This is a genomic window from Caldisericum sp. (genome assembly GCA_022759145.1).
In the GTDB taxonomy this organism is placed as follows: Bacteria; Caldisericota; Caldisericia; order Caldisericales; family Caldisericaceae; genus Caldisericum.
On record JAEMPV010000077.1, the window covers coordinates 1 to 13,945 of the forward strand.

Genomic DNA, 13,945 nt, shown 5'->3' on the forward strand with positions numbered 1-13,945 from the left:
GATCTCTCGCTACGCTCAGGATAATTTTGAATTATGTTTTTATACAGGTATTGACAAAAATTTATTTTTATGTATAATTAAATTAGAATTTAGAAAAATTATAAAATAGGAGGTGAGAAGATGGAAGAAGTTAAAAGATTACCTTTATTAGGGGAAAAATTCCCAGAATTTACTGTCAAAACAACACATGGTGTAAAGAAATTACCAGATGACTACAAAGGAAAGTGGCTTGTTTTATTTAGCCATCCTGCAGATTTCACACCAGTATGCACAACTGAATTTGTTGCATTCGCAAAGAGATACGACCAATTTAAGAAACTCAACACAGAACTTCTTGGACTTTCAATTGACCAGGTTTTCTCTCACATTAAATGGGTTGAGTGGATTGAGAACACCTTAAAGGTGCAAATTCCATTCCCAATAATTGCAGATGACAGAGGTCAGGTTGCTGAAGCACTTGGAATGCTTCATCCAAACAAAGGCACAAACACAGTAAGAGCAGTATTTGTTATTGATGATAAAGGAATTCTAAGGCTTATGCTCTACTATCCTCAGGAACTTGGAAGAAATATGGACGAAATTTTAAGAATTGTTGAAGGCTTACAACTTGCAGATAAAGAAGGCGTTGCAATCCCTGCAAACTGGCCAAACAACGAACTTATTAAGGACGAAGTTATTGTTCCACCAGCGGCAGATGTTGAAACTGCTTCAAAGAGGATGAAGGAATACACCTGCTACGATTGGTGGTTCTGCCACAAGAAAGCAAAATAATAGAAGTTATAAAGACAATAAAGGCGGGGCAAAAACCCCGCCTTTTATGGTTAAGACTCCTCCTTTTTCATTTACTTGAAGTTCTCTTTTCCAAATTCGTAGCCTCTGTTAAATGCCTTGATGTTGAGGTTCACATACTGAGGCTTAAAACTTTCTTTTATTGCTTCCTCTATAAATTCCTTTTCCACAGGAAAATTTGGGACCGATGCGCCAACACCAAGAATAACCATATTTGATAAAATGCTATCGCCAACTTCTTTTGCAATCCCTTCTGCATCAACAGGAATTACAACTTTTAAATGTTTTTTAAGCTCGTTAATATATTCAGCGCTTGTTAAATACTCGGAAATTCCCAAAGACGCAGTAAATGGAACGATCTCAGCAGTATTTACAACAGCAATTGTATTTTCGTTCATCTTTGGAAGACTTCGCAAAGCTTCAAGCGGCTCAAAAGCAAGAAGCAAGTCTGCGCTTCCGCTTTTTATAATCGGACCATTTACATCGCCTATACGCACTTCAACAGGCACAACACCGCCCCTTTGAGACATACCGTGGATTTCAGAAGTAACAACATTAATACCTTTTTTGATACATGCCTGCCCTATTACAATCGAAGTTTTTACAACTCCCTGACCACCAACACCTGTAATATAAATGTTATATTGCATACCTCACCTCGAGTATATGATAACAATAATAAGAAAAATTGCAAAAAACTTTTTTCTCTTACTTATCCTTCAATTCCTTTAGCATTTCTTTAATTTCCTTAAGTTCAAGGTAAGACCTGTAAGAATTTAAACTGATGTTGTGGAGCCAAATAAATGGAAGAATAGCAAGAGCAATCACAATAATCACATAAACTAAAACTAAACTACCCGCTAATAATCCACCGTACATTTCTACCTCCTTTTAAAATAATTACATTAACATTATAATGAATCTGGAGGAAAAAATGGAAACAATTCCAACAATTTATAAAAGGCTTTGTCCAAACTGCGGAAATGACGTAACTGATGAAAGGTTAAAATTGGGTCTTACATGCGAGATTTGTCTTGATAAGGTTGTCCCAAAAGAAAAAATTTGCGACTACCTTAAGATAGAACAATTTAAAGCCGTATGCACTCTTAGAAAGCACATTGCAAACTTCAAGGAGAGTTTCAAAGAAACGTTTGGAATGGATTTATCAACCCTGCAAGAGATGTGGGCAACAAGATTCTTCCTCAATAACTCCTTTGCACTCATTGCACCAACAGGAATCGGAAAAACCACTTTCGGGCTAACCCTTTCAAAATACATTACCGAAAGAAATCTTGGCTTTGTGTATCTTATCTTTCCAACAAATATCCTCGTAAAGCAAGCAAAGGAAAGGCTCATAAAATACGGCGTAGATGAAAATGATATCGTTGCATACGACTCAAACCTCCCGAAAAAGGAATTGCAGGTTCTAAAATCACGAATAAATGATGCAGACTTTAGAATACTCATTACAACAACAAACTTCCTCTACAAGAATTTTGATTCAGTTCCAAAGGGGCTATACTCACTTGTCTTTATAGATGATGTTGATTCGGTCTTAAAAAACTCAAAAAATATCGATAAAATTCTCAAACTTCTTAATTTCAATGACGCTGACATTGATAAGACAATGAATCTCATCAACCTAAAAAGAATGTTCCTCAGTAAGAAAATTGATGAGGATACTCTTAATAGAGCGCAGGAAGAGGTTGCAAAGATAAAGGAGAAAAGAAAAGGCGTTTTAATTGTGTCTTCTGCGACAACAAACCCGAAGTCCAAGAAAGTCCTTCTTTTTAGAGAACTTCTCGATTTCGAGGTTGGAAAAGTTGTTTCAACTTTAAGAAATGTAATCGATGCATATAAATTGACCCAAAAAGACCTTATAGAGGAGGCAATTTCAGAGATTAAAAGGTTGGGTAAAGGAGGGCTTGTCTTCTTAAATACAGATTATACAAGCGACGATCTTGAAAAATTTGTGCATCTTCTTAATAAAAACGGCATAAAGGCTGCCTCTTACGAAAACCTCTCAAAGGTGTTAGAAGACTTTAAAGAAGGAAAAATCGATGTCCTTGTTGGCTTTTCAACATACAGAAACCCGCTTGCAAGGGGTATTGACCTGCCTTCGGTTATAAGGTATGCGCTTTTTGTTGGTGTGCCAAAAATGAAGTTTAACCTTGATGCAAAAGAAAGTGGAAGGGGCATATACTATGCAATATTGATGCTTATGCCACATATTACAAAAAGAAAAGTCCTGTCTGAAACCGAAATCGCAAAGGTTAATAGATACCTTAACATCCTCAAAAAATCCACCTATGCAATCGAAGAAAGTGAAGAAAATCCTCTTAAAAAAGCATACGAAGAGGCGGTAAGCTTCTTTAAAGAACTTCTCCAAAGGCAGGAAATTCTTGAAATCATAGAGACGACACCTGAGGTTGCCCTTGTAAAAAAGGGAGACACCTTAACTTTTGTGATTGTTGATATTACAGGTTATATCCAGGCATCAGGAAGAACTTCGCGCCTCATTGCAACAGGCCTTACAAAGGGGCTTTCTCTTGTTTTAACAAATGATATGAAGGCACTTACTGTGTTGAGAAAGAAGTTGAAGTGGTTTGTTGAAGAAGTGGATTTAGTGCCATACGAAAGCCTTGACCTTGATAAACTCATAAAAGAAATTGATGAAGATAGACGAATCGCAAAGGAAATTGAGAAAGGGAAAATCCCAAAAGAGGGCTTCAAATTCAATACAAAACTTGTAATAGTTGAGTCACCCAACAAGGCAAGAACAATTGCCTCATTCTACGGGAAACCTTTAAGGAGACGCATAGGCAACCTTGATGCATTTGAAATAATAATGAAGGATACAATCCTTACAATTGCCGCATCAAAAGGACATGTGCTCGACCTCAATAAGACCGAAGGTTACTTTGGAGTGCTTAAAAGGGATAATACATTCATACCACTCTTTGAGCCCATTGATGAAGATAGAGAAAATATCCTTAGGTCCTTAAGGAGGCTTTCGCTTGAAGTAAATGAAGTGCTTCTTGCATCTGACCCTGACACAGAGGGAGAAAAAATTAGTTATGATCTGTGGTTAAATCTCTCTCCTTTTTCAAAAGACATAAAGAGAATTGAGTTTCATGAAATAACAAAACACGCCTTTGAAAATGCAATTAGAGATTCAAGAGGTATCAACATAAACCTTGTTAAAGCACAGTTTTTAAGGAGAATTGCAGATAGGTTTGTTGGTTTTACCGTGTCGCAATACATCCAGAGGGAAAAGGGGCTTAAGACACTTTCTGCAGGAAGAGTTCAAACGCCAGTGCTTGAGTGGATTGTTGAGCGTGGAACAGAGGCAAGCAAAAAACAAAACTACCTAAAGGTGTTCGTAAACTCATACCCTGTTGAATTTAAACTTCCGAAGCCTCTTGAAGAAAGCGAACTTGATAACATTAGAAGCATAAATATAAGGGTAAAAGATAGGAAAATTGAAGACTTATTCGTTAAGCCGTTTGAAACATTTACGCTCCTTAAGGAGGCATCAAACAAACTCAAAATCCCCGTATATACAACGATGCAACTTGCTCAAGACCTTTTCGAAATGGGATTTATAACCTACCACAGGACCGATAGCATCAGGGTAAGCGATGCAGGTGTCTTTGTTGCAAAGGAATATATTACGGAGCATTTTGGAAGTGAATTCCTGAAGATAAGGCAGTATTCAAACATTGGAGGTGCACACGAGTGTATTCGTCCAACAAGAGCAATGGATGTAGAGGATTTGAAATCCTACCTCACGATGAACCCGGTTTTAGGGATAACGCCGCTTCACCTAAAACTCTATGACCTCATATTCAGACAGTTTATTGCATCGCAAATGAAAGAAACAAAAGTAGAAAAGGGAAATGTCCTTTTTGAGATAGCACTTGAAGACAAACACCTCGAAACAGAGGAAGAAGTAAATCTTTCTATTGTAGAGGAAGGTTTTAATAAGATTTTGCCGGTTGAAGTTTATGCAATTGAGGATGGAACATATCCTGTTCAAAAGAAAGTGCAATATAGAAGAAGTGAAGTGCCCTTCTATACGCATGCAACAATAATTCAAGAAATGAAAGAAAAAGGTATTGGAAGACCGTCAACATACGCAATAACAATCGAAAAACTCATCCAGAGAAGGTATGTAATAGATAAAAAAGGATACCTTATACCAACAAGGCTTGGAATTGAAGTTTTACGCCTCATAAAGAAAAATAAGAAGGTTTCGCCTTTTGTAAGCGAAGACTACACAAAAGAGCTCGAAAACAAGATGGACGAAGTTGAAGCGGGCCTCAGGGACTATAATACAGAAATTGGAGAAATATTCAGGAACCTCGAACTCGAAAAACTTGTAGAATTAACATATACAACAATCGAAGAGTAAATCTGTGATATAATTTAGCGATGGAAGAAAAATTTGATGCAATTGCAAACGAATACGACAGTTGGTTTGAAACACCAATTGGAAAAGTCGTAAAAGAACTTGAATTAAATGCACTTCTTGAGGCTGTAGGCGACCTAAAAGGGAAAAAGATGCTTGAAGTTGGCATTGGAACAGGCTTATTTGCTATGGAATTCAGGAAGCGCGGTGCTGAAGTTTATGGGATCGACCCAGCATACAACATGCTTAAGATTGCTCAATCTCGAGGTTTCGAAGTAAAATTTGGCTACGGCGAAGCAATCCCATACGAGGACAAAACATTCGACATAGTCCTTTCTATGACTTCAATGGAAAACTCAAAAGACCCAGACAAGTTTGTAAGCGAGATGGTGCGTGTTGCAAAAGATAGTGGGCGTGTTGTAATAGCAGTGCTAAATGCAATTTCTTTTTATGGTATCTCAAGAAGAATAAGGGGCATGTTTAACCCAAACGACCTATTTAGAGGCATGCACTTCTATACCTACTGGGAATTAAAAGGGCTTATGCAAAAGTACCTCTGTAATGTTGATGTAAATTCATCGGTATTTTTTAATCCATCGCCTCCGCAATTCGTACTTAACAACGCACAAAAACTCGAGCAATTCGGAAGGCGTTACCTTAAGCCCTTTGGGGCACTGCTTGTAGGAAGGGGGACAAAATGCTTATAACAGCACAATTTTCAGTATATCCCTTGAAAGTTGAAAACTACGGGGATTATGTTTACGAAGCAGTTAGAATTGTAAAAAGTTTTGGGCTTGAAGTAACAGTTGGGGCAACGAGTTCTGTAACATACGGAGACTCAGAAGTCATCTTTAAGGCGTTTAATGAAGTTATGAAACAATTCGAAGGGAAAATTCACTTCGTCTTCGTAATAACGCTTTCGAATGCATGCCCTAAGCCATAGGCAGGTAACTTAGAATGGTATACTTTTTCTATCCTTCAAGAGAAACCCTCGAGGTAAGTTTAACAGGAACAACCTGCAGCCTTAACTGCGCTCACTGCAACGCACAGTACCTCAAGGGAATGAGAACAAAAGAGGATATCCTTAATATCCTTGAAAAGAATCCCGGAAGATTCAAAAGCATCCTTATTTCAGGCGGGTCAACTCCAGAAGGAAAAGTGCCTTTAATTCCTCATATGGATTTTATTAAAAAAGTTCATTCGATGGGACTTAAACTAAACTTCCACACAGGGCTCATAAGCGAAGAAGAGATAAGAGCAATAAAGCCTTATGTTGAAAGAATTTCTTTTGACTTTGTTTATGATAACAGAGTAATTCAGGATGTATATAACCTCAAAGACAAAACAAGGGAAGACTTCGAGAAAACTTATCTTCTTATGAGAAGAATTATTGGCGGGCGTATAGAAAATGATGAGGGGCTTCCGCAGTCCCGTGTTGTGCCACACATAACCCTTGGACTAAAGTGTGGCGAAATCGACTCAGGCGAAGAGGACACCATAGACGAACTTGCTTACATTAAGCCAACGATTATCGTGATAGATGTTTTTATACCAACAAAAGGCACCCCCTACGAAAACTGCCCCACCCCAGACCTGGACAAAGTCCTTTCAATGATTGACAAGGCACATCGAAGGACATCCCGCACGACAACCCTTTTCCTTGGCTGTATGCGTCCTTTTGGAGAATATAGAGAAAGGCTTGATGTTGAGGCATACAAATTAGGTGTTAAAGGATTTGTCCTCCCCTCAAAAGCACTGAGGGATTTGGTAAAAGAAAATAACGAGGAAGTGAAGGTATTCAATGAGTGTTGTGCCCTTATATAAAGAAGAAGTACTTGAAAAAGATATAAGGGTCTCTATTGGAAGCCTTGCACTCCTTGGCTTAAAGGATGTAAAAATATTTGCAAAGCCAACAACAATTTATCTTATGGTTGAGGAGCGTTGCCTCTATAACTGCCTTTACTGTGCACAGTCAAGAAGTTCAAAGGCAAACATTGAAAACCTTTCAAGAGTTACATGGCCAAAAGAGAAGTTTAAAAATGTGCTTAACGCACTTATTACACACGAAAACGATTACAAGCGGATTTGCTTCCAGGTTGTAAACGGCAAAAACTATTACGAAGACCTTGTGGGATTCTTGAAAGTTCTCAAAGATGAAGGTATTCAAAAGCCAATTTCTATCTCCATAAGAGAGCCAAATTTAAAACACATAAGAGAACTTTTTTTACTTGGTGTAGAGCGCATTGGTCTTCCAATTGATGTTGTTTCAAAGGAATATTTTTCTGAGATTAGGGGGGGCAATTTCGAAGAAAGCGTAAAAGGGATCCTTGAGGCTTCTTCTGAATTTAAAGGAAAGATAACAACGCATATAATAGTAGGGCTTAAAGAAACAGATTTTGAATTATACGATGCAATGAAAATGTTTTTTGAACACAATGTGCTTGTTTCACTTTTCGCTTTTACTCCCGTAAAAGGGACACCCTTAGAAAACCATCCAAAAGTACCAATTGGACGTTACAGGAAATTTCAGTTTGTAAGGTCTCTTTTCTTTAAGAAGATTTCCTTTAAGCCAGTTTTTGACGGCACTAACCTTACAGGCATTGAAATGGATCTCGATAAGGATAAAATCCTCAATCTTTTAAATGACCCTTCAAATTACATAACTCAAGGCTGCCCAAACTGTAACAGGCCTTTTTATAACGAGATGCCAAAGGGACCATTCTACAACTTCCCGGAAAAGCCAACTGATATGAGTTTCGTTTTTAAGGACTTTGTAAAAGAAGTCTTTGATGGAAAAGTCATATTCAAGTGATGATAATAGTTTCAAAAAACTAATACTTCTCCTTGAGGTAGGCGCATTTCTTCACGATATCGGAAAACTTTCACGGTATTTCTTAACATCGAAAGCAAAAGGAATAAAGGGGCTTGATTTTCACGGACAGATAATCTTTATAGACCTTATGCAAAACCGTGTGCCAAAAAATCTCTATATCTTCCTTAACATTGAAATCTATAAATTCTTAGGAATTAATCCATCAAGTTTGCCTTTTGAAACTGATTTTACACTCCTCCATATGATCTGCGCACATCATGGTTGCAATAGATGTTTAAGAAAACCGCCCTGCAACCTTAAGGACAAAATTGAAGACTACAAGATAATGGCACTTTTAAAAACCTTAGACCATATGGACGCATCAAATCCGCTTGACTCAGGAAAACAGGGCTACAGGGATGTATATATCGATAGGTTCTTTGAGGATCCCATAAGAATTGATATAGACGCACTTGATAAAAAACGCATAGAACTCTACAACAAATTGGATTCTGCACTTATTGATGCTCACTTTGAAAAGGATTTCGATATAAAGTCCTTTAGAAAAAAGGTGATTGAATATTCAAAGGAACCGTTTTTGGGGACACTTTCAGAAACACGCCTCTTTGCAAATGATATTACCCTTTTTGACCACTCGTTTGCAACAGCAACTTTAATGAAAATGTATCTCAGCGCATTTTTCAATTTTGGTATGCCTTTTCCGAACTCCTTCTCGAGGGTAAATTACTCCTTCGTAAAGTCGAGTGTAAAATCCTTAAATATGATTGAAGAGGAACTTGCACTTTCAAATGTTATAATTTTAGATCGTGATTTTGTAATATTCCCGTATCCTTATCTAAACAATAGAAAAGTTAGGAAGGCACTTCAAAAACTTCTGGGTGATTTTGAGGTCATAAAAGACCCTTATGACTTATTCCCACAATATAAAGAATACCTTATGTCGCTAAAGGTTAAAAACATAGAGGACATAAAAGAAGGATACGACTACAAAAAGGCAATCTATGATATTAAGAAGGTTGTTTACTTTGCAATGCTCGAAGAAAAGGAAAAATTGTTATCCAAAATGAAAAGTTTTACACGGCACATAAGGAATGTCTCAAACGGCGTAAAAAAAGACAGAGTGAATTTTGTAAAATTCCTTAAAAAACTCGTTGAATTAAAGCGCCTTAAAAAGCATATCGACTCATCGCCAACAGCAGATGAAATAAGAAAGTTTCTTAAAGTGCGTTCCTCAAAAGAAATCGAACCTTCAATTGAAGAATACTTTGACCTTATAACCTCACCAATACGCCCGCCATCGCCAAAAGAGATGTCAAAGATGTTTTTGAAATACTATAGAAAAACTCATTCGTTTAAAAAAGTCCTCGCACACTTTGTCATAACAAGACCAATGACTCTTGGAAGGGTAGTTGCATTTTCTCGCCTCGTTTACAGAGACCCACAAAACACGCATAAAAACTAACCTTATAAAAATCGTCCTTCTCAGAAGGATAAAAATTATAAAATTTGTCCTTGACAGAAGGATAAGTTTCCTAACCTGGGGTGGTTTTCCAGAAGTAGCACTTGCGAACACAGACTTCGAAAAGAAAAAAATTCTTGAAGAATACCTGAATGCAATGTTCTTTAAAGACATTGTAGAAAGATACGAAATATCAAACTTGCCGCTAATAAAGACGCTTTTTGACCAGCTTTTTTCGTCATATTCTACTAAAATCTCACTAACAGCAATATACAAGCAGTATAAAGATAAACTATCATTTTCTAAGGATTCTCTTTTTGAATACTACAGATACTTCCTTGAAAGTATGCTTGTTTTTGAGGTAAGAAAGTTTACAGACTCTGTATATAAAAGGGCAAGAAATCCTGCAAAATTATATCTTGTAGATGTTGGACTTGCAAAGGATACATTTTCAAAAAACTTTGGAAAAAGACTCGAAAACATAGTTTTTATTGAATTGAAAAGAAGAGGTTACGAGATATTTTACTTCGATGAGAAAAGAGAGTGCGACTTTATTGCTAAAAAAGATAACGAGTTTATACCAATTCAAGTAACCTATGAATTGAACGATTTAAACAGAACAAGAGAATTAGAGGGAGTTGTAGAAGCATGTAAATTTCTCGGGGTTAAAAGAGGCTTAATTTTAACAAATGAAGACGAGGAAGAACTCAAATTTGACGATATAATAGTAGATGTTATACCAGCTTACAAGTGGTTACTTAGTCAATCCTAATACTTTTTTGAGGTATTGCCCGGTGTAGGATTTTGGGTTGTTTGCAACTTCCTCTGGAGTGCCCGTTGCAACAACATAACCTCCACGCTCTCCCCCCTCAGGACCAAGGTCAATAATATAATCTGCAGACTTTATGACATCAAGGTTATGCTCAATAATAATGACCGTGTTCCCCTGATTTACAAGTCTCTGAAGAACATCTATGAGTTTGTGAACATCTGCAAAGTGAAGCCCTGTTGTTGGCTCATCAAGAAAATAGACAGTCCTGCCGGTGCCCCTTTTTTGAAGTTCAGAAGCAAGTTTTACCCTCTGCGCCTCGCCACCTGAAAGCGTTGTTGCAGATTGCCCCAACTTTATGTAGCCAAGCCCAACATCGTCCAGAAATTGGAGTTTTCGCTTGATCTCAGGGATATTCTCAAAGAATGCAAGGGCTTCCTTTACGCTCATCTCAAGCACATCAGCAATGCTTTTGCCTTTGTATTTTATTTCAAGTGTCTCCTTGTTATACCTCTTTCCGTGGCACACCTCACAGGGCACATAAACATCAGGCAAAAACTGCATCTCTACCTTAATATAGCCGTTACCTTCACACGCTTCGCATCTTCCACCTGGCACATTAAAACTGAATCTTCCAGCCTTGTAGCCCTTTGCCTTTGATTCAGGAAGGCTTGCAAAAAGTTCCCTTATGGGTGTAAATGCACCTGTATATGTTGCAGGGTTCGAACGAGGCGTCCTTCCAATCGGCGACTGGTCAACCATTACGACTTTATCAATATACTCTATACCTTCGATTTTATCGTGTTTGCCAGGTTCTTCCTTTGTCTTATAAAGTTTCTTCATTAGCGCCTTATAAAGAATGTCATAAATAAGTGTGGATTTTCCAGAGCCAGATACACCTGTAACACATATGAATGTGTGAAGTGGAAAGGCAACATCGATATTCTTGAGGTTGTGTTCCCTTGCGCCAATTACTACAAGAAATTCACCGTTTCCTTTTCGCCTCTCCTCTGGCACAGGTATCTTTAACTCCCCCTTCAGGTATTGACCCGTTAAAGACCTATGCTCGTTTATAATGTCCTGAAGAGTTCCTGTCTTAACGACATATCCGCCCTCTTCACCTGCTCCAGGTCCAATGTCGATTATGTAATCTGCTTCTCTTATTGTCTCCTCATCGTGTTCAACAACAATTACAGTATTTCCAAGGTTTCTTAGTTCTTTAAGGGTGTTTAGAAGTTTATCGGTATCCCTTGGATGAAGCCCAATTGAAGGCTCATCGAGCACATAGAGGACACCAACAAGTTTCGAGCCTACCTGGGTTGCAAGACGAATCCTTTGCGCTTCGCCACCTGCAAGCGTCTCGGAGGGTCTGTCGAGGGTAAGATAGGATAAGCCCACATCAAGCAAGAATTTAAGCCTGTTTTTTATTTCCTTTATAATCTGGTGCGAAATCATTTTTTCCTTTTCGGTCAGTTTCTTTTCAAGATTTATGAAAAATCTGTACGCTTGATTTACAGACATAGAAGTTAAGTCTGCAATGTTTATTCCGTCAACAGTAACTGCAAGGGCTTCTGGTTTTAACCTTTTTCCGTGGCACACAGGACACTCGACACGCCGCATAAACTTCTCATATTCCTCTTTCATATTTTCCGATTCTGTTTCGTTATAACGCCTCTTAAGGAGATTAACTATACCTTCGAAGTATGTTGAAAAACTGTAAGTTTCGCCATTCTTTGAGGTGACTCTAACAGGAGTTTTTCCCTCTGTCCCATAGAAAATTACATCAAGTTCGTCCTTCGAAAGTTTCTTTAATGGCTTGTAGGTATCAATACCGTATTTCCGAGCAACCTGTAAAAGAATCTGAAATGTGTAGGTATCAAAGCCCCTAAAACCTGGTATTTGAATAGCGCCTTCTTCCAGGCTCAGATTCCAGTCACGCACTATTAAATCAGGGTCTGGCTCAATTTTAAAGCCAAGCCCAGTACATTCAGGGCAAGCGCCATAAGGAGAATTAAATGAAAATAAACGTGGCTCAATCTCTTCAATGGAAAACCCGCACACAGGACATGCAAATTTAGATGAGTAGAGATATTCCTGCCCTTCTTCGTCCCTCACTTTAACCACACCATCGCCTTCGCTAAGGGCAAGTTCAATCGAATCTTCGATACGGCTTTTTTCATCATCCACAACAACCACTCTATCAATAACGAGGTCTATATCATGCTTCTTGTTCTTATCGAGAGGGATTTCCTCCTGAAGTAAGTGCATTTCATTATCCACTCTTACTCTCACATATCCCTTTTTGAGATACTTTTCGAAAAGTGCCTTGTATTCTCCTTTTCTTCCTCGGACAAGAGGCGCAAGGATTTCGATTTTTTTATGTGGAAGGTTCTTAAAAATCTGCTCGACAATCTCGTCTGGTGTTTGCTTTTTTATTTCAGTGCCGTCATTAGGGCAATGCGGAACGCCAATACGTGCATAAAGAAGCCTGAGATAATCATAAATCTCGGTCATTGTGCCAACAGTTGAGCGAGGGTTTTTGCTTGCGCTCTTTTGGTCAATTGCAATGGCAGGAGAAAGCCCTTCAATCACATCGACATCGGGCTTTTCCATAAGACCAATAAACTGCCTTGCATATGCAGAAAGCGACTCTACATAACGCCTCTGCCCCTCTGCGTAAATCGTGTCAAAGGCAAGAGAAGATTTGCCAGAACCTGATACACCCGTTATAACAACAAGTTTATTACGAGGAATGGTAAGGGTGATGTTCTTGAGATTGTGAACCCTTGCCCCTTTTATGTAAATGTCATCTCTCATATTCTGCAATCCAAACAAAGAAATACACAAAAACGATTATGGAAATGTAATTGAGGATTATTGGAAATATATACTCTGAACTTGCAATTGCACCAAAAACGGATACAACCGCAACAATAACGGAGTAAATGCTTCCTATTGTAAGAGATGCCCTGAAATACTTTTTAAAGTCAAGAAGGCTCTTTTTCATGGCTTCGAGGTAAGGATAATTTGTAAGTTCAAATGGAAGTCTTGCAAAAAGCACCATAGGAATAATCTGGCTTATGAATATGAGAAACATAACTAAATGGATGTCCTGAAGATTGTTAAGGACGGGGACCATAATGAAATAATTTATAATAAACTTTAGGATAGTAATTGTAAGAATGCCGTAAAAAGGAGCAATTGTTTTAAAGTTTTCAACGAGCGGTATGCTTGCAAGGAACACTGTTTCAATTCCAATGTAAGTTATGGGTAAGAAAATATTAAACACTTGGGATAAAATACCAGGCAAGGATGAAGCAAGAAGCCTTAAAACAAATAAGATCGAATTAAGCAGAAGCGAAATAAGGAAAAGATTTTTAACCAAACCTCTTTCGATAAGAGTTATTATAAGAAGAACTGCAGTACTCAAAAGGTATTGACCGAGTATTGTAAGTGTGCTTCCTACATACCAGACATCGGTTTTAAAACTGAGATATCTGTTTAGAAAAATAGTTATTGTAGGAATAAGCGAGACAAGTATTGCCTCGAAAAAAATCTTTTTTGATACCTTAATAGTTTTGTCCATTTTATCTCTCCAACAAATTATAATTATAAGGCAATTTAAAGTTTTTACAAGTGATTTTTAAAATTTTCGACACATTCGACATATTAGTAAGTGGAGGA

At 37.8% G+C, this 13,945-nt stretch carries 12 protein-coding genes; 8 read left to right on the plus strand and 4 right to left on the minus strand.

What is annotated here, in order from left to right; genetic code table 11:
- The first annotated feature begins 120 nt into the window (after positions 1 to 120).
- Positions 121 to 771, plus strand: coding sequence for a peroxiredoxin (locus JHC30_05525; GenBank protein MCI4463614.1), 651 nt, complete (start codon positions 121 to 123; stop codon positions 769 to 771).
- 71 nt (positions 772 to 842) lie between these two features.
- Here JHC30_05525 and JHC30_05530 read toward each other — a convergent pair whose 3' ends face one another.
- Both JHC30_05530 and JHC30_05535 read right to left on the minus strand, forming a co-directional pair.
- Positions 843 to 1,439 (minus strand): indolepyruvate oxidoreductase subunit beta, encoded by a 597-nt coding sequence (locus JHC30_05530; GenBank protein MCI4463615.1) that lies wholly within the window; start codon positions 1,437 to 1,439, stop codon positions 843 to 845.
- A 58-nt stretch (positions 1,440 to 1,497) separates the two neighbouring features.
- On the minus strand, positions 1,498 to 1,668 hold the full coding sequence (locus tag JHC30_05535) for a hypothetical protein (GenBank protein MCI4463616.1): 171 nt from the start codon (positions 1,666 to 1,668) through the stop codon (positions 1,498 to 1,500).
- A 55-nt stretch (positions 1,669 to 1,723) separates the two neighbouring features.
- Between JHC30_05535 and rgy the strand changes: the two genes are divergently transcribed.
- The 7 genes from rgy to JHC30_05570 are packed head-to-tail and all read left to right on the plus strand — an operon-like array spanning position 1,724 to position 10,264.
- Positions 1,724 to 5,203, plus strand: coding sequence for a reverse gyrase (rgy, locus tag JHC30_05540; GenBank protein ID MCI4463617.1), 3,480 nt, complete (start codon positions 1,724 to 1,726; stop codon positions 5,201 to 5,203).
- Positions 5,204 to 5,223: 20 nt separating this feature from the next.
- The gene (locus JHC30_05545) at positions 5,224 to 5,907 is read left to right on the plus strand and encodes a class I SAM-dependent methyltransferase (protein ID MCI4463618.1); all 684 of its coding nucleotides are present in this window, start codon (positions 5,224 to 5,226) and stop codon (positions 5,905 to 5,907) included.
- Positions 5,898 to 6,143 (plus strand): thiamine-binding protein, encoded by a 246-nt coding sequence (locus JHC30_05550; protein ID MCI4463619.1) that lies wholly within the window; start codon positions 5,898 to 5,900, stop codon positions 6,141 to 6,143. Before JHC30_05545 ends, JHC30_05550 begins: the two co-directional genes overlap by 10 nt.
- Positions 6,144 to 6,157: 14 nt before the next feature.
- Positions 6,158 to 7,024, plus strand: a complete 867-nt coding sequence (locus JHC30_05555; protein MCI4463620.1) for a hypothetical protein — start codon at positions 6,158 to 6,160, stop codon at positions 7,022 to 7,024.
- Positions 7,002 to 8,012, plus strand: a complete 1,011-nt coding sequence (locus tag JHC30_05560) for a radical SAM protein (protein ID MCI4463621.1) — start codon at positions 7,002 to 7,004, stop codon at positions 8,010 to 8,012. The genes JHC30_05555 and JHC30_05560 overlap by 23 nt, the downstream gene beginning before the upstream one ends.
- The gene (locus tag JHC30_05565; protein MCI4463622.1) at positions 7,990 to 9,495 is read left to right on the plus strand and encodes a hypothetical protein; all 1,506 of its coding nucleotides are present in this window, start codon (positions 7,990 to 7,992) and stop codon (positions 9,493 to 9,495) included. The genes JHC30_05560 and JHC30_05565 overlap by 23 nt, the downstream gene beginning before the upstream one ends.
- The gene (locus tag JHC30_05570) at positions 9,443 to 10,264 is read left to right on the plus strand and encodes an ATP-binding protein (protein MCI4463623.1); all 822 of its coding nucleotides are present in this window, start codon (positions 9,443 to 9,445) and stop codon (positions 10,262 to 10,264) included. Before JHC30_05565 ends, JHC30_05570 begins: the two co-directional genes overlap by 53 nt.
- Here JHC30_05570 and uvrA read toward each other — a convergent pair.
- Both uvrA and JHC30_05580 read right to left on the minus strand, forming a co-directional pair.
- Positions 10,247 to 13,078, minus strand: coding sequence for an excinuclease ABC subunit UvrA (gene uvrA, locus JHC30_05575; GenBank protein MCI4463624.1), 2,832 nt, complete (start codon positions 13,076 to 13,078; stop codon positions 10,247 to 10,249). The genes JHC30_05570 and uvrA overlap by 18 nt on opposite strands.
- Complete coding sequence (locus tag JHC30_05580) at positions 13,068 to 13,847, minus strand: hypothetical protein (protein MCI4463625.1); 780 nt, start codon at positions 13,845 to 13,847, stop codon at positions 13,068 to 13,070. The genes uvrA and JHC30_05580 overlap by 11 nt, the downstream gene beginning before the upstream one ends.
- Between the last annotated feature and the right edge of the window lie 98 nt (positions 13,848 to 13,945).